General features: G+C 70.9%; 11 protein-coding genes. 7 read left to right on the top strand and 4 right to left on the bottom strand.

Annotated features, from left to right (window positions below; all coding sequences use genetic code 11):
• Positions 1-1,207 precede the first annotated feature (1,207 nt).
• Entirely contained in the window at positions 1,208-3,349 is a 2,142-nt protein-coding gene (fusA, locus tag ACFQPS_RS07050; RefSeq protein WP_377357668.1) for an elongation factor G, read from the bottom strand.
• A gap of 274 nt (positions 3,350-3,623) precedes the next feature.
• Positions 3,624-4,403: a TetR/AcrR family transcriptional regulator gene (locus tag ACFQPS_RS07045; protein WP_377357667.1), complete on the bottom strand. Its 780-nt coding sequence runs from the start codon at positions 4,401-4,403 to the stop codon at positions 3,624-3,626.
• Positions 4,404-4,728: 325 nt separating this feature from the next.
• Here ACFQPS_RS07045 and ACFQPS_RS07040 point away from each other — a divergent pair, with 325 nt between their 5' ends.
• The 7 genes from ACFQPS_RS07040 to ACFQPS_RS07010 all read left to right on the top strand — a co-directional run bounded on the left by ACFQPS_RS07040 (position 4,729) and on the right by ACFQPS_RS07010 (position 13,938).
• A complete protein-coding gene (locus ACFQPS_RS07040) occupies positions 4,729-6,495 on the top strand; it encodes an AMP-binding protein (protein WP_377357664.1) in 1,767 nt (588 codons plus the stop codon).
• A 91-nt stretch (positions 6,496-6,586) separates the two neighbouring features.
• Complete coding sequence (locus ACFQPS_RS07035; RefSeq protein WP_377357662.1) at positions 6,587-7,777, top strand: acyl-CoA dehydrogenase family protein; 1,191 nt, start codon at positions 6,587-6,589, stop codon at positions 7,775-7,777.
• The gene (locus tag ACFQPS_RS07030; RefSeq protein WP_377357661.1) at positions 7,777-9,393 is read left to right on the top strand and encodes an acyl-CoA carboxylase subunit beta; all 1,617 of its coding nucleotides are present in this window, start codon (positions 7,777-7,779) and stop codon (positions 9,391-9,393) included. The genes ACFQPS_RS07035 and ACFQPS_RS07030 overlap by 1 nt, the downstream gene beginning before the upstream one ends.
• 5 nt (positions 9,394-9,398) lie before the next feature.
• Positions 9,399-10,217 carry an enoyl-CoA hydratase/isomerase family protein gene (locus ACFQPS_RS07025; protein ID WP_377357659.1) on the top strand — a complete coding sequence of 273 codons (819 nt, stop codon included), beginning with the start codon at positions 9,399-9,401 and terminating at the stop codon, positions 10,215-10,217.
• Positions 10,214-12,148 (top strand): acetyl/propionyl/methylcrotonyl-CoA carboxylase subunit alpha, encoded by a 1,935-nt coding sequence (locus tag ACFQPS_RS07020; RefSeq protein ID WP_377357657.1) that lies wholly within the window; start codon positions 10,214-10,216, stop codon positions 12,146-12,148. The genes ACFQPS_RS07025 and ACFQPS_RS07020 overlap by 4 nt, the downstream gene beginning before the upstream one ends.
• A gap of 11 nt (positions 12,149-12,159) precedes the next feature.
• Positions 12,160-13,023, top strand: a complete 864-nt coding sequence (locus ACFQPS_RS07015) for an SDR family oxidoreductase (RefSeq protein ID WP_377357656.1) — start codon at positions 12,160-12,162, stop codon at positions 13,021-13,023.
• A 33-nt stretch (positions 13,024-13,056) separates the two neighbouring features.
• A complete protein-coding gene (locus ACFQPS_RS07010) occupies positions 13,057-13,938 on the top strand; it encodes a beta-keto acid cleavage family enzyme (RefSeq protein ID WP_377357654.1) in 882 nt (293 codons plus the stop codon).
• A gap of 16 nt (positions 13,939-13,954) precedes the next feature.
• Here the strand turns inward: ACFQPS_RS07010 and ACFQPS_RS07005 are convergent, their stop codons facing one another.
• Positions 13,955-14,749: a MaoC family dehydratase gene (locus ACFQPS_RS07005; RefSeq protein ID WP_377357653.1), complete on the bottom strand. Its 795-nt coding sequence runs from the start codon at positions 14,747-14,749 to the stop codon at positions 13,955-13,957.
• Complete coding sequence (locus tag ACFQPS_RS07000) at positions 14,746-16,257, bottom strand: acyl-CoA synthetase (protein ID WP_377357651.1); 1,512 nt, start codon at positions 16,255-16,257, stop codon at positions 14,746-14,748. Before ACFQPS_RS07000 ends, ACFQPS_RS07005 begins: the two co-directional genes overlap by 4 nt.
• Positions 16,258-16,283: the final 26 nt, after the last annotated feature.

Here is a 16,283-nt window from a genome sequence, read left to right as displayed (position 1 = left end):
GCATGTGTTAGGCCTGCCGCCAGCGTTCGTTCTGAGCCAGGATCAAACTCTCAGGTTTGATTTGATCCGCCCGAGGGCGGACCAATCGAGGACCGTATCGCACACGATCCAAGATCCCGAACAATCAGACCAGTTGGTCTGGCTTGCGTAGAGCACCGGAACCGTGATGCGATCGGTCTGTTGCGACCCGGTCGGGCCGGACAGCACCGCCGCCCACGCATTCCTTCTCGAAACCGTATTCTGTTGTCCAAGAACCGGACCGGAGAACCCCAGCCCGAACCGGAGCGGTGAAGACGCTTCCGACCACCGCGGAGGGCGGTCGCTGCGCGCTTCCCATTTCCGGAAGGAGCGTCAGGCTCGAACCGCCCGACGTTCCATTTGTTTAAACCTGACGCCGTCCGGCGTCAAGTCCCTTTTTGCTGCGACCAAGAAGTCTTTCGCGGCCGGCGATCCAGAGGATCGCTGCAACTGCGAAACCGAAACCAGATTTACCGCTTACCAAGTCGGGGTGGTGGAATTTACTCCACCAGACCAGACCTCGATTAGCGCCAGCAGGTTCCGGCAGCAAGAGGGGTGTGTACTTTGTTCAAGAACCTCGATCCGTTACTTGGTGTTTCGCGGATCGCCCCGGCGCATCGCGCTGGGGAGGCGGCTTATATGGGAGCCGACACCCCCTGTCCAGGCTTTTCTTCATCCCCCTGTCATTTTTCTGCTGCCGCCCGGAACGGCCCGCCCTGAGCCGGTTCCCACGGGATCGGACAGGGGCTCAGACAGCGGCCCCGTCTGAGCCTGCCTGCCCGCGCCTGCCTGTCAACGCCCCCTGCTCATGCCCCCTTGCCCGCGCGCAGCGCCACGGCCTCTCTCTCTGTAAAGAGGCCACCGCCTCCGTGTCTCCGGACGGAGCGCCACCGGGACGGCCTCGGGCGCGGCGGGCACCTGGCCAGCACCGGCAGCCCGGAGAGGCACGGCACCGGGGCTCTGGCCGGTCCAGAGCCTGCCGACCCCGGCAGATGCCGGGCGGGGATGCCGCGGGCCGTTACCGGCCCTCGCCCGCCTCAGGGTCGCACGGCCCGGCCCTGCGGCACCCGGCCCCACGCCCGGGGTCCCTCCTGACCGGCAGCGCAAAAGGAAACGGCCGCGCCCCGGTGGGGGCACGGCCGTTCCTAGGATCATCGGCTGACCGGGGTCAGCCCACGCGGGAAACCGCTCAGGCGGCCTTGCCCTGCTTGGCGATGACCTCGTCCGCGACGTTCTTCGGCACGGGCTCGTAGTGCGAGAACTCCATGCTGAAGGAACCGCGGCCGGACGTCATGCCGCGCAGATGGCCGATGTAGCCGAACATCTCCGACAGCGGCACATGGGCCTCGACCGCGATGTTCGCGCCACGCTCGAGCTGACCCAGGATGGTGCCGCGGCGGCGGTTCACGTCGCCGATCACGTCGCCGAGATACTCCTCGGGGACCACCACCTCGACCTTCATCACCGGCTCCAGCAGGACCGGGCCGGCCAGCTTGATGGCCTCGCGGAAGCAGGCCTTGGCGGCGATTTCGAAGGTCAGGGCGTTGGAGTCGACGTCGTGGTACTTGCCGTCCACCAGCGTCGCCTTGAAGTCCACGGTCGGGTAGCCGGCCAGGACACCGTCCTCTTTCTGGACCTGGAGGCCCTTGTCGACGGAGGGGATGTACTCGCGCGGCACCGTGCCGCCGACGACCTGGTCGACGAACTTGTAGCCCGCGCCGCGCTCCTGCGGCTCGAACTCGATCTTGACCTCGGCGAACTGGCCGGCGCCGCCCGTCTGCTTCTTGTGGGTGTAGACGTGCGAGACCGGGCGGGTGATGGTCTCACGGTAGGCCACCTGCGGCCGACCCATGACACCCTCCACGCCGAACTCCGTGCGCAGACGGTCGAGCGTCACTTCCAGGTGCAGCTCGCCCATGCCGCGCAGGATGGTCTGGCCGGTCTCCATGTCGGTCTCCAGGCGGAGCGACGGATCGGCGCGGACCATCTTGCCCAGCGCGACGGAGAACTTGTCCTGGTCGGTGCGGTTCTTCGGCTCGACCGAGACGCTGATGACCGGGTCCGGGAAGCGCATGCGCTCCAGCACGACCGGGGCGTTGGCATCGCACAGCGTGTCGCCGGTGTCCGTCTCCTGGAGGGAGACGAAGGCGACGATGTCACCCGCGCGGGCCTCTTCCAGGTCGTTGGTGTCCTTGGCGAACATCTCGACGATACGGCCGACGCGCTCACGCTTGCCGCGGGTGCTGTTCAGCAGCGAGACGCCCTTCTGCACCACGCCCGAATAGACGCGGGCGAAGGTCAGCGACCCGTACTTGTCGTTCAGCACCTTGAACGCCAGTGCGGAGAACGGCTCGTCGTCCGACGACTTGCGCTCGCCGACCGGGTTGCCGTCCATGTCCACGGTCTTGATGTTCTCGACGTCCGTCGGGGCCGGCAGATACCAGACCACGGCGTCGAGAAGCTGGGGCACGCCCTTGTTCTTGTAGGACGAGCCGCACAGGACCGGGACGAAGGCGCCGGTGATGGTCGCCTTGCGGATGCAGGCGCGCAGCGTATCGACGGACGGCTCTTCCCCGGACTCGAGGTAGGCCTCCATCGCCGCGTCGTCCAGCTCCAGGCAGGAATCGACCAGCTCGGTGCGGTACTGGGAGATCTGGCCCAGCAGCTCACGGTCGTAGGCGTTGGAGATCTTCAGCTTGTCGGCCAGATCGTCGGTGATCGGCCACTCTTCCCACTTCGAGTCCTTCTCGTCGGAGAACCAGACGCGGGCCTGCATCGTCACGAGATCGATATGGCCGAAGAAGTTGTCCTCGGAGCCGATCGGCATCTGGATGCAGACGGGCCGGGCGCCCAGGCGGTCGCGCACCATCTGCACGGTCCGCCGGAAGTTGGCGCCGGAGCGGTCCATCTTGTTGACGTAGCACATGCGCGGAACCTTGTAGTTGTCCGCGAGGCGCCAGTTCGTCTCGGTCTGCGGCTCCACGCCCGCCACGCCGTCGAACACGACCACGGCACCGTCCAGCACGCGCAGGGAGCGGTTCACCTCGATCGTGAAATCGACGTGGCCTGGGGTGTCGATCAGATTGATCTTCTTCCCGTTCCAGAAGCAGGAGACCGCGGCGGACTGGATGGTGATGCCGCGCTTCTGCTCCTGCTCCATGTAGTCCGTCGTGGTCGACGTCTTCAGATCCTTGGTATCGTGGACGTCGATGATCGTGTGCTTGCGCCCCGTGTAGTACAGGATGCGCTCGGTCGTCGTCGTCTTGCCGGCATCCACATGGGCGATGATGCCGATGTTACGGATGTCGGAGAGGGGAGTAGTGCGGGGCATAGGGGCTCCGTCCGGCGTCGTCTCGATCTCGATGGAAACCGTGCGAGACGAGGGCGTAACGCCCGACTAAGCCCGCACGAAAAAAACCGGAAGGCTGCCCGTCAAGTGCGGTCAGCGTCCCGGCGCGCGATCAAATAACCTGTCCGTCCCGATTTTCCAAGGGTTCGATGCATCATGCCTCCCCTGCACAGCGCATCGCCGGGGGAATGTCGCCGGAATGTCGCCGCCGGACCATGGGGGGACGCGGCCCGCGGACATCCTCCGGGGGCTCTCCTCAGCCCCGCCCGGCCCGCCGCAGAGGCATGGGGTCCGCGGTCCCCTCCGTCTCGTCGGCGAAGCGCAGCCGGTCGGCCAGCATGGTCGCCCAACTGTCCAGCACCCGCTCGACCAGGACCGGATCGCGGTAGATGCCCGCCTCCAGGCTCAGGCCCCGCAGCAGGGTGAAGGTCATGCCGACCAGCAGCGCCGGATCGGCCTCCACCCCCGGCCGGGGCCGGAACAGGGTGCCCATCGCCTCCGCGAGACTCAGCGACAGCCGCCGCAGCACCGTGTCGATGCGCGCCCGCAGATCGGCATCGCTGCGCACGGCGACGAACACCTCCAGCACCGCGTCATAGCGCGGGCTCGCCACCAGACGGCGCCAGAGCTGGTGGACCAGGGTTCGGAAGCGGTCGTCCCCGCCCGGCTTCAGCCGGTGGACCGTCTCGATGGTCCGGGCCAGCGCCCCGTCCAGCAGGTACTCCGCCGCCGCCGTCACCAGATCCAGCTTCGAGCCGTAATGATGCTGCATGGCCCCGCGCGACAGGCCCGCCATTTCCGCCACCCGCTGGGTGGTGGTGCCGGCATAGCCGTGGGTCGCCAGACAGTCGATGGTCGCCTCGCACAGGCGGCGGCGGGCCTCGGCGCTGCGCTCCTGCTGCCGGCGGCGCACCGGAGCGGCCAGCGCGGCCGGCGCGGGCGTCCCCGCCCCCTGCCCCGGTCCAGCTTCCGGCCCGGCTCCCTGTCTCTTCTCCGCCCGCCCCCGCCGCGCGGGTCCCGCCGCCTCGTCCGGCATGCTGCCGCCACCCTTCCGCTCCCACTGCCGGCAGTGTGCGTCGCCCTTGGGCGAAAAACAATACGCCGTGATGGTTTCTGCCGCCTGTCGGGAGCGGAAGGCAGAACCGGGGAGGTGGTGCCCAGGCCTTGGAATCCGTGCCGACGGGTCAAGCGCGCCCGCCCTGCGGGCAGCGGGACCACCCCCGCCGGGGGCTGTTGACAGGGCCGGATAAACAATCCAGGCTGATTGCAAATGAAGCATGACCGACGGCAGGCCGGACCCCGGACCAAGCCGCGGCACCCCGGCCGGGCCGGCCGGGACGCGACATCGGGAGGCAGCGTCCATGGATGCACTACAGCGGCCGCAGCAGGCCGGGCCGGCCGACACGCCGTCGCCCGGCTACCGAACGATCCCGGAGTTCTTCCGGACCTGCCTGCCGCGCCACGCGGCGAAGATCGGCCTGACCTGCGCCCTGCCGAACGGCATGACGGCGTCGCTCACCTGGGGCGACCTCGACCGCTGGTCGGACGCGGTGGCGGCGTGGCTGCGGGAGGAGCTGAAGCTGCCGCCGGGCAGCATGGTCGCCATCCAGGCGCCCAACAGCCTGGCCTTTCCGGTGGTCTGTACCGGCGTGATGAAGGCCGGCCTGGTTCCCACCGCCGTCAACCCGCTCTACACCGAGCGGGAGATGGCGACGCAGTTGAGCGCGTCGGGCGCGCGGGCGCTGTTCGTGCTGGACGCGCTGGCGGGCAAGCTGCCGGGGGTGCTGGCGAAGACCGGGGCGATGCCCGTGGTCCGGCTGTCGGTGTCGGACTTCTTCCCGCCGGCCAAGGCGATGCTGATCAATCTGGTCGCCCGCCACGTCAAGCGGCTGGTCCCGGCCTTCCCGGTGCCGCACATCCCGCTGCGGCAGGTGCTGACGGCGGGCGACGCGCACGCGCAGCGCCTGGGCAAGGAGGGCATCGCCGCCTACGCCCACGGGATCGGGCCGGACGACATGGTGACCTGCTGGTTCACCGGCGGCACCACCGGCCGGTCGAAGGGCGTGATGACGACGCATCGGGGGCTGCTGGCCAGCCTGACGCAGATCCAGGAGACGCTGAACGACCCCTGGATCGACAACCCGATGCGGACCCTGCTGATCCTGCCCTTCTACCATATCTTCGGCATCGGCATGCTGTTGCAGGCGGCTGACCTGGGCGGGCACGTCATCCTGATCCCGAACCCACGTCCGCTGACGAACCTGAAGGCGGCGGTGGAGGCGTTCCGTCCCACCTACCTGCCCGGCGTGCCGACCCTGTTCGCCAACCTGCTGAACGAACCCTGGTTCGTCGCCGCGGCGAAGGACAGCCTGAAGCTCTGTCTCAGCGGTGCGGCACCGCTGGCCCCGGCGACGCAGAAGCGCTGGATGGAGACGTTCGGCCAGCCGATCTACGAGCTGTACGGCATGACGGAGTGCGGCCTTGCCTCCTGCACGCCGCTGGACGGGCGCGACCATACCGGCACCATCGGCCGCATCCTGCCGAACCTGGAGTCCCGCATCGTGGACCTTCAGGGCAACGACGTGCCGGACGGGGAACCGGGCGAGCTGATCCTGCGCGGGCCGCAGGTGATGCAGGGCTACTGGCAGCAGCCGGCGGAGACGGCGGGCGCCCTGCGCGACGGCTGGCTGCACACCGGCGACGTGGTGGTGCGCGATCCCGACGGCACGCTGCGCATCGTGGACCGCCGCAAGGACATGATCCTGGTCAGCGGCTTCAACGTCTACCCGTCGGAGATCGAGGCCGTCATCACCGAGCATCCGGGCGTCACCGAGTGCGCGGCCATCGGCATCCCCGACGGCCAGACGGGGGAGACGGTGAAGGTCTTCGTCGTCGCCCGCGACCCCGCCCTGACGGTGGACGATCTGCGCCGGCACTGCCGCGAGACGCTGACCGGCTACAAGGTGCCGAAGCAGATCGAGATCGTGCCCGAGCTGCCGAAGTCCCCCGTCGGCAAGATCCTGAAACGCGAGCTGCGCCTGCGTGACCAGGGAGCCGGCGGCTCCGCCGGCGGCACCCTGCCCGGAAGCGACCGCCCTGGAAGCGATCCGGGCCGCAGCCCCGCCTGACCGACCCCTGTCGCCCGACCCGGCCCGTCCCCTGACGGCCTGCCGGCGTCCGGCCCAGCCCCATCAGAGACAGCCGTCCCGAGAGGAAGCCATGCTGTTCACCCAGGAGCACAAGGAACTGTCCCGCACCGTCGAGAAGTTCGTGGCGACGGAGCTGAACCCCTATGTGGACCAGTGGGAGGAGGAAGGCATCTTCCCCGCCCACGAGGTCTTCAAGAAGCTGGGCGACGCCGGGCTGCTGGGCATCACCAAGCCGACCGAGTACGGCGGGCTGGGCCTGGACTTCTCCTACGCCGCGGTGGCGGCGGAAGCCTACGGCACCTGCCGCGCCGGCGGCGTGCCCATGGCGATCGGCGTGCATACCGACATGGCGACCCCGGCGCTCGCCCGCTTCGGCTCGGACGAGCTGCGCCGGGAGTTCCTGCCGCCGATGATCGCGGGCGATCAGGTCTGGTGCCTGGGCGTGTCGGAGCCGGGCGCCGGCTCCGACGTGGCCAGCGTCAAGACCACCGCCCGCAAGGACGGCGACGACTACGTCATCAACGGCGGCAAGATGTGGACAACGTCCGGCACCCAGGCCGACGTGATGTGCCTGCTGGCCAACACCTCCGACGGCGCCCCGCACAAGAACAAGTCGCTGATCGTGCTGCCCATGAAGACCAAGGGCGTCACCGTCACGCGCAAGCTGGACAAGCTGGGGATGCGCTGCTCCGACACGGCGCAGATCCATTTCGAGGACGTGCGGGTGCCGCGCCGCTATCTGATCGGCGAGGAGGGCATGGGCTTCACCTACCAGATGCTCCAGTTCCAGGAGGAGCGGATGTGGGGGGCGGCCGGCTCGCTGCGCAGCATGGACATCATGATCGACGATGTCGTCGCCTACACGCGCAACCGCATCGCCTTCGGCAAGCCGCTGATCGACAACCAGTACATCCATTTCCGGCTGGCCGAGCTGAAGGCCGAGGTGGAGGCCCTGCGCGCCCTGACCTACCGGGCGGTGGAGACCTTCATCAACGGCAAGGACGCGACCATGCTGGCCTCCATGGCCAAGCTGAAGTCCGGCCGGCTGCTGCGCGAGGTGGCCGACGGCTGCCTGCAATATTACGGCGGCATGGGCTACATGAACGAGATGCCGATCACCCGCTACTTCCGCGACAGCCGCCTGACCTCGATCGGCGGCGGCGCGGACGAGGTGATGCTCTCCATCATCTGCAAGTACATGGGCACGCTGCCGAAGGTCCGCTTCGGCACGGACGCGCCGGAGCAGAAGGCGGCCGAGTGATGCCCGTCCTGGAGAGCAGCATCGACCCCGGCAGCGGGGAATACGCCCGGAACCGGGAGGAGATGCTGGCCCTGGTGTCGGAGATCCGCGACATCGAGGCCCGCATCCGCCGCAACTCCGAACGGCAGAAGGAGAAGTTCGCCAAGCGCGGGCAGATGCTGCCGCACGACCGCGTGGCGGCGCTGCTCGACCGGGGCTCCCCCTTCCTGGAGCTGTGCCCCTTCGCCGGCACCGGGATGCACGACGACGACGGCAAGGACGAGGTGGCCGGCGGCAACATCATCGCCGGCATCGGCTATGTCGCCGGCCGGCGCTGCATGGTCGCGGCGTCGAACAGCGCCATCAAGGGCGGCGCCATCAGCCCCATGGGCATGCGCAAGAGCCTGCGGGTGCAGGAGCTGGCCCTGGCCAACCGCCTGCCGCTGGTGACGCTGGCGGAGAGTGCGGGCGCCAACCTGACCTACCAGTCGGAGATGTTCGTGGAGGGCGGCCGCACCTTCGCCAACCAGGCGCGGCTGTCGGCCGCCGGCGTCCCGCAGGTGACCGTCGTCCACGGCTCCAGCACGGCCGGCGGCGCCTACCTGCCGGGGCTGTCCGACTATGTCGTCGTCGTCCGCGGCAAGGCGAAGATCTTCCTGGCCGGGCCGCCGCTGCTGCGCGCGGCCACCGGCGAGATCGCCACGGACGAGGAGCTGGGCGGTGCCGAGATGCATGCCGGCATCGCCGGCACGGCCGAGTTCGTGGCGGAGGACGACTGGCACGGCATCCAGATCGCCCGCGAGGTGATGGACAAGATCGGCTGGCAGCCGCAGAGCGTCGCCCCGCCCCGCCGGCCGCGGCCGCCCCGCTACAGCCCGGACGGGCTGGCCGGGGCCGTGCCGGTGGACTACCGCCGGCCCTACGACGTGCGCGAGGTGCTGGCGCGGCTGCTGGACGACAGCGACTTCCTGGACTTCAAGGCGGAGTACGGCGCCGCCACCGTCTGCGGCATCGGCGCCGTGGAGGGCTGGCCCTGCGGCTTCATCGGCAACAACGGGCCGATCGATCCGGCCGGATCGGTCAAGGCGGCGCAGTTCATCCAGCTCTGCAACCAGTCGGGCACGCCGATCTGCTTCCTCCAGAACACCACCGGCTACATGGTCGGGACGGAGGCCGAGCGCGGCGGCATCGTCAAGCACGGCTCGAAGATGATCCAGGCCGTCGCCAACTCGACCGTGCCGCACTTCACCTTCCTGATCGGGGGCAGCTTCGGGGCCGGCAACTACGGCATGTGCGGGCGCAGCTACGACCCCCGCTTCATCTTCGCCTGGCCGAACGCCCGCACCAGCGTGATGGGGCCGGAACAGGCCGCCACCGTGATGGCGATCATCATGGAGGAGAAGATGCGCCGGTCGGGGGCGGAGCCGGACAAGGCCGTGCTCGACGTGATGAAGGCCAAGATGGTGAAGAAGATGGAGCCGGAGACGACGGCGCTGTTCGGCAGCGCCCGGCTCTGGGACGACGGCATCATCGACCCGCGCGACTCGCGGCAGGTCCTGGCCTGGTGCCTCGCCACCACGGCCGACGCCGCGGCGCGGACGCTGCGGCCCAACAGCTTCGGCGTGGCACGGGGGTGACGGACATGAGCATGCCCGACGAGTTCCAGACCCTGCTGGTGCGCCGCCACGGCTGGCGCCTGGACGTGACCCTGAACCGGCCGGAGAGCCGCAACGCCATGTCCGGCGCCATGGTCGCCGAGCTGCTGGCCGTGTTCGAGGCGGCCGCCGCCGACACCGGCCTGCGCGCCATCGTGCTGCGCGGGGCCGGCGGCACCTTCTGCGCCGGCGGCGACCTGCGCGACATGGGGGGCGGGGAACAGGACGGTAACGACCCTGCCGCTTCCCTGGCCGCGATGAACCGCGCCTTCGGCAGCATGCTCCAGGCGGCGGAGGCCGTGCCGCAGGTGCTGGTCGCGGTGATCGAGGGGGCGGCCATGGGCGGCGGCTTCGGCCTCGCCTGCGTCTCCGACGTCGCCATCGCCCGGGACGATGCCAGCTTCGGCATGCCGGAGGTGCGCCTGGGCGTGGTGCCGGCGCAGATCGCCCCCTTCGTCGTCCGCCGCATCGGCCTGCCGCAGGCGCGCCGGCTGGCGCTGACCGGCGGAAAGCTGAAGGCGGCGGAGGCCCAGGCGCTGGGGCTGCTGCACCATGTCGAGGACGCCGACACGCTGGAGTCCCGGCTGGCCGAGGTGCTGGACGGGGTCCGCCTGTCCGCCCCCGGTGCGGTCGCCGCGACGAAACGGCTGCTGCTGGAGGTGGAGCGGGGCGACCTGCCGGCGCTGCTGGACCGCGCCGCCCGCAGTTTCGCCGACGCCGTGCTGGGCGAGGGGCAGAAGGGCCTGCCCGCCTTCCTGATGAAGAAGCCCGCCCCCTGGGCGGTGGCCGGAGGGGACCAGGGATGACCCGTTTCACGCGGCTTCTGATCGCCAACCGGGGCGAGATCGCCTGCCGGGTGATCGCCACGGCCCGCCGCCTGGGCTACGAGACCGTGGCCGTCCATTCCGCCGCCGATGCCGATGCCCGCCATGTGCGGCTGGCCGATCTGGCGGTGGAGATCGGGCCGGCGCCGGTCGGCCAGTCCTACCTGTCCATCCCGCGGCTGATCGACGCCGCGCGCAGGACCGGCGCCGACGCCGTGCATCCCGGCTACGGCTTCCTGTCGGAGAATGCCGATTTCGCCCAGGCCTGCCGGGACGCCGGTCTGGTCTTCGTCGGTCCCTCGCCGGAGGCGATCCGGGCGATGGGCTCGAAACGGCTGGCGAAGGAGCGGGTGGCCGCCGCCGGCGTGCCGGTGCTGCCCGGCTATTCCGGCGCCGCCCAGGACGAGGAGACGCTGCTGCGGGAGGCGGAGCGGGTCGGCCTGCCGCTGATGGTCAAGGCGTCGGCCGGCGGCGGCGGGCGCGGCCTGCGGCTGGTCACCGACGCGGCTGACCTGCCCGGCCAGATCGCCCGCGCCCGCGCCGAGGCGCAGAGCAGCTTCGGCGACGGCGAGCTGATTCTGGAGCGGGCGCTGATCGAGCCGCGGCATGTCGAGATCCAGGTGTTCGGGGACCGATTCGGCACCCTGGTGCATCTGGGCGAGCGCGACTGCTCGGTGCAGCGCCGCCACCAGAAGGTGGTGGAGGAGGCCCCCTCCCCCGCCGTGACGCCGGAAATCCGCGCCGCCATGGGCGAGGCGGCCGTGAAGGCGGCCCGCGCCGTGGACTATGTCGGAGCGGGAACGGTGGAGTTCCTGCTGGACCGGGACGGCGGCTTCTACTTCATGGAGATGAACACCCGCCTCCAGGTCGAGCATCCGGTGACGGAGATGGTCACCGGCTTCGATCTGGTGGAATGGCAGCTCCGGGTCGCGGCCGGGGAGCCGCTGCCCACGACCCAGGACCGGATCGGGCTGAACGGCCACGCCATCGAGGTGCGCCTCTACGCCGAGGACCCCTACCACGGCTTCCTGCCGCAGACGGGCACGGTGCGTTCCTGGCGACCGCCCGCCGACGAGGGCGTCCGGGTCGATCACGGCATCGCCGTGGGGGGCGAGGTCACGTCCTTCTACGACCCGATGCTGGCGAAGCTGATCGCCCACGGCCGCGACCGCGAGGAGGCGCGCCGGCGGCTGCTGCGGGCGCTGGACCGCACGGTGCTGCACGGCGTCACCACCAACCGCAGCTTCCTGCGCCAGATTCTGGCGCATCCCGACTTCGCGGAGGGCCGCGCCACCACCGGCATGCTGGCCGGGATGGCGCTGGCGCCGCCGCAGCCGGCCCCCGCCGCCCGCGCCCTGGCCGCCGTGATGCTGGCCGACGCGGACGGGCCGGAGCCCTGGCACAGCCACGGCGGCGCCGTCTTCCGCCTGCGGCTGGCCTGGCCCGGCGGGGAGGAACTGGTGGAGATCGTCCCCGGCGGGGACGGGATGTCGGTGTCGCTGGGCGATTCGGTGCATGCCGTGCGCGTGCTGGGCATGGCGGACGGGGTCGCGTCGGTGGTGCTGGACGGTATCCGCCGCGCCATCCCGGCGACGCGCGACGGCCAGTGCCTGCTGCTGGACCTGGACGGCGCCACCTTCGCCTTCGAGGAGGCGCCGCTGACGAAGACCGCCGGCCGCGGCGCCGGGGCCGGCGGGGACCGCGTCACCGCCCCCATGCCGGGCACGGTGGTGGAGGTCGCGGTCGAACCGGGACAGGCCGTCGCCAAGGGCCAGAAGCTGCTGGTCCTGGAGGCGATGAAGATGCAGCTCGAACTGAAGGCGCCCGCCGACGGGACCGTGGAGGAGGTGCGCGCCCGGCCGGGCGAGCAGGTCGCCGCCCGGTCGCTGCTGGTGAAACTGGCGCTCGCCTAGGGAGGTAACGCATGTACCGTTCCGTCTTCCGCGACGGGCTGTTCGCGGGCAAGACCGTCATCGTCACCGGCGGCGGCAGCGGCATCGGCCGCTGCACGGCGCACGAGCTGGCGGCACTGGGGGCCGACGTCGCCCTGATCGGGCGCAACCCGGAGAAGCTGGAGGCGGTGCGGGCGGAGATCGCGGAGGATGGCGGCAGCGCCGCCTGCTTCCCGCTGGACATCCGCGAGGAAGGCCCCGTCGAGGAGACGGTCGGGCGCGTGCTGGAGCGGTTCGGCCGCATCGACGGGCTGGTCAACAATGCCGGTGGCCAGTTCCCCGCGCCGCTCGCCGCCATCTCCCTGAAGGGCTGGGAAGCGGTGGTGAAGACCAACCTCACCGGCGGCTTCCTGATGGCGAAGGCCTGCTTCCTGCGCTGGATGGCGGAGAACGGCGGCAGCATCGTCAACATCGTCGCCGACATGTGGCACGGCATGCCCGGCATGGGCCATTCCGGCGCCGCCCGCGCGGGCATGGTCAACTTCACCGAGACGGCGGCCCTGGAATGGGCGCCCTGCCATGTCCGGGTCAACGCCGTCGCCCCCGGCTGGATCGCGTCCAGCGGCATGGACAAGTACCCGCCGCACATGAAGGACACCATCCGCACGCTCGCGGCCAGCGTGCCTCTGGGCCGGCTGGGCCTGGAGGCGGAGGTGTCGGCCGCCATCGTCTTCCTGCTGTCGCCGGCGGCGTCCTTCGTCTCCGGCTCCACCCTGCGGGTGGACGGCGCCGCCCCCGGCGTCAAGCCCAACTGGCCGATGCCGAAGGCGAAGCCCGCCCCGGCCTTCGACGGCTTCCACCGGGCGGTGACGCCCCGCGTGCTGGCCGAGGACTGAACCGCCCCCCGCCCGAGCAAAGGAGCGAGCGCCATGAGCAAGGTGATTCTCACCGCCGCCCTGAACGGCGTGCTGACCGACCCCAAGCGGTTCAACGTCCCGGTGACGCCGGCGGAGATGGCCGCCGCCGCCCGCGGCGCCCGCGACGCCGGGGCCGCCATCGTCCACATCCACTACCGCCGGCAGGAGCCGGGCATGGGCCACTTCCCGAGCTGGGACCCGGCCGTCGCCGCGGCGGTGGTGGAGGCGATCCGGGCGGAGTGCCCGGACCTCATCATCAACTCCACCAGCGGCCATGTCGGGCCGGACATCGCCGGCCCCCTCTCCTGCCTGCGGGCGGTGCGGCCGGAGATCTCCGCCGCCAACGCCGGCACGCTGAACTACCTCAAGGCCACCTCCGACGGGCGCTGGGCCTGGCCGCCGATGGTGTTCGACAACCCGGTGGAGAAGGTGCAGGGCTATCTGGACGTGATCTACGAGATCGGGTCGGTGCCGGAGTTCGAGTGCTTCGACGTGGGCATCGTCCGCTCCGTCGATCTCTACCGCCAGACCGGCATGATCCGCGGCCAGCCGCAGTACAACTTCGTCATGGGCGTCGCGTCGGGCATGCCGGCAGACGCGGACCTGCTGCCGATCCTGACCCGCTACATCGCCGACGGTTCACCCTGGCAGACGACGCTGATCGGACGGCAGGAGATCTGGCCGGTCCACCGCCGCTCCGCCGAGCTGGGCGGACACCTGCGCACCGGGCTGGAGGACACCTTCTACCTGCCGGACGGGGAGCGGGCGGACAGCAACGCCCGCCTGATCGAGGCGCTGGCCCGGGTCGCGCGCGACGCCGGCCGCGAGATCGCCAGCCCCGCCGAGGCGCGCGCGCTGCTGGGTATCGGCAAGGCCGCCCAGGCGGCGGCCTGAACGGAACGGGGCCGGCCTAAGCGCGCGGAGGATCGGCCACGTCCCCGACGAAGACCAGGGCGCGGCCGCTGGCGACCAGGGTGCCGGCCGCCGTGCGGCAGGTCGTCTCCAGGTCCACCAGCGCCTTCTCCGGCCGCACGCGGGTGACGGCGACGCGGGCGGTCAGCGCCTCCTCCAGCGGGGCGGGGGCGTGGAACCGGGTTTCCTGCTTCAGGTAGTTGGTGCCCAGCCCCGGCAGCCGGACACCCAGCAGATAGGAGAACAGCGCCCCGATCAGCGGCTCCGGCACCCCGCCCGGCGGGGCGGCCCCGCCCAGGGCGAGCCAGTCGGCCACGTCGGCCGCGCCGAAGCGGCGCGTCACCTCCGCCACCGTGGCCGAGGGCGGCGCGGCCGTGTCCGGCGGCGGGGGGAAGCCGCTGCGCCCGTCCGGGTCGAGGATACAGGTCCCGTCGCAGGTGACGGTGCCGTCGGCGATGCGGCTGACCCGGAGATTGACGGGAATGCCCTCCCCCGCCGCCCCGGCCGGGTCCTGCCACGCCTCGAACCGCATCGGCTCCCCGGCGTAGGTGGGGGCGGGGAAGCGCACGGCCTGGCTGACCTGCCGCGCGCCGGGCGCGATCCGGTCGGCCAGCCCGCGCAGGATGGAACAGAGCAGCACCCCGTGCGCCACGGTCCGGCCGAAGCGGGTGCGGGCACAGAAGTCCGGGTCCACATGGATCGGGTTGTCGTCGCCGGAGAGACGGGCGAAGCGGTCGAAATCCGCCTGGGTCAGGGTGCGGTCCAGGACCGCCGAGGCCGTCAGTGTCGTCATGCCATTCCTCCCTGGTCGCGCAGCCGGTGCTTCTGGACCTTGCCCGCCGCGGTGCGCGGGAAATCATCAAGAAAGTCGAAGCTCTTCGGCACCTTGTAGGCGGCCAGCCGCTCCCGGCACCACGCCGCGAGGTCCCCCGGATCGGGCGGCGCACAGCCCGGCCGGAGCATCAGGAAGGCGCGGCCGACCTCGCCCCAACGGTCGTCGGGCACGCCGGTGACGGCTGCCTCCAGCACGGCGGGGTGGCGGACCAGCACGTTCTCCACCTCCGCCGGATAGACGTTCTCCCCGCCGGAGATGAACATCTCCTTCAGCCGGCCGACGATGTAGTAGTAGCCGTCGGCGTCGCAGCGGGCGAGGTCGCCCGAGCGCAGCCAGCCGCCCGGCGCGAAGGCCGCCGCCGTGGCGTCCGGCCGGTTCCAGTAGCCGGGCGTGACGCCGGGGCCGGAGAACCACAGCTCCCCCGTCTCCCCCGGCGGCACGTCGCGCCCGTCCGGCCCGACGATACGCACGGCGCAGAGGAGCTGGGGCCTGCCCACGCTGCCGATCTTGCGCGGCGCGTCGGCCGGATCGACCAGGAAGACGGTCGGTCCCGTCTCCGTCATGCCCATGCCGTTGCAGACCCGCACGCCGCGGGCGAAGAAGCGTTCCGCCAGGGCATCGGGCAGGGGCGCGCCGCCGCAGCCCCAGCTCCGCACCCGGGCCGGGTCCACCGTGTCGAAGCCCGGATGCAGGCCGAGTTGCTGGTAGACCGCCGGCACGCCGAAGAAGGTGTCCAGCCGCCCCGCCGCCAGCAGCCCGATCATCGCATCGGCGTCGAAGCCCGGCAGGACCAGCACCGTGCCGCCGGCGATCAGGGTCGGCAGCGTGTGCAGGTTGATCCCGGCCGTGTGGAACAGCGGCAGGAAGTTCAGGGTACGGTCGTCGCCGCGCAGGTCGATGGCCTGGCCGATGTTGACATAGTTCACCAGCGCCATGGCGTAGGTATGGATCACCGCCTTCGGCCGCCCGGTCGTGCCGGAGGTATAGATCAGATACCAGACCTGATCGCCCGGCCAGCGTTCGCGCCCCGGATGCGGGACGGCAGCGGCCAGACGGGCCGCGAAGCCGTGCGGGCCGGGATCGTCCAGCCCCAGCGGCGGCGTGCCGGACGCAGCGGCGGCCGTGGCCATGTCCTCCCGCCCGGCGACGACGCGCCGGGGCGTGCAGTCGGCCAGCAGCGGCTTCAGCTCCGCCGCCGGCATCCGCCAGTTCAGCGGCACCAGGATGGCGCCCAGCTTCGCCACGGCGAACAGCAGCACGAAGAAGTCGATGCGGTTGCGGCAGAGCACCGCCACCCGGTCGCCCTCCGCCACCCCGTCCGCCGCCAGCACGGCCGCGGCGCGGGCGCAACGGTCCTCCAGCGCGCGGTAGGTAAGGCGGAAGCCGGTCTCCAGCTCCTCCAGCGCGCAGCGGTCCGGCCGCAGGGCGGCGCGTTTCGCCGTGATGTCGAACAGATCCAGCGTCATGCGTTCCCCCCGTTCCGGCGCCCTTT

The organism is Rhodocista pekingensis (genome assembly GCF_042665545.1).
GTDB lineage: Bacteria > Pseudomonadota > Alphaproteobacteria > Azospirillales > Azospirillaceae > Rhodocista > Rhodocista pekingensis.
The sequence above is the reverse complement of the archived record's forward strand: the minus strand, read 5'-3'. Positions and strand labels throughout refer to the sequence as shown.

Bases quoted from the DNA above. Each gene is read 5' to 3' on its own strand.
- fusA (WP_377357668.1), bottom strand. From the start codon at position 3,349: ATGCCCCGCACTACTCCCCTCTCCGACATCCGTAACATCGGCATCATC.
- ACFQPS_RS07045 (WP_377357667.1), bottom strand. From the start codon at position 4,403: ATGCCGGACGAGGCGGCGGGACCCGCGCGGCGGGGGCGGGCGGAGAAG.
- ACFQPS_RS07040 (WP_377357664.1), top strand. From the start codon at position 4,729: ATGGATGCACTACAGCGGCCGCAGCAGGCCGGGCCGGCCGACACGCCG.
- ACFQPS_RS07035 (WP_377357662.1), top strand. From the start codon at position 6,587: ATGCTGTTCACCCAGGAGCACAAGGAACTGTCCCGCACCGTCGAGAAG.
- ACFQPS_RS07030 (WP_377357661.1), top strand. From the start codon at position 7,777: ATGCCCGTCCTGGAGAGCAGCATCGACCCCGGCAGCGGGGAATACGCC.
- ACFQPS_RS07025 (WP_377357659.1), top strand. From the start codon at position 9,399: ATGAGCATGCCCGACGAGTTCCAGACCCTGCTGGTGCGCCGCCACGGC.
- ACFQPS_RS07020 (WP_377357657.1), top strand. From the start codon at position 10,214: ATGACCCGTTTCACGCGGCTTCTGATCGCCAACCGGGGCGAGATCGCC.
- ACFQPS_RS07015 (WP_377357656.1), top strand. From the start codon at position 12,160: ATGTACCGTTCCGTCTTCCGCGACGGGCTGTTCGCGGGCAAGACCGTC.
- ACFQPS_RS07010 (WP_377357654.1), top strand. From the start codon at position 13,057: ATGAGCAAGGTGATTCTCACCGCCGCCCTGAACGGCGTGCTGACCGAC.
- ACFQPS_RS07005 (WP_377357653.1), bottom strand. From the start codon at position 14,749: ATGACGACACTGACGGCCTCGGCGGTCCTGGACCGCACCCTGACCCAG.
- ACFQPS_RS07000 (WP_377357651.1), bottom strand. From the start codon at position 16,257: ATGACGCTGGATCTGTTCGACATCACGGCGAAACGCGCCGCCCTGCGG.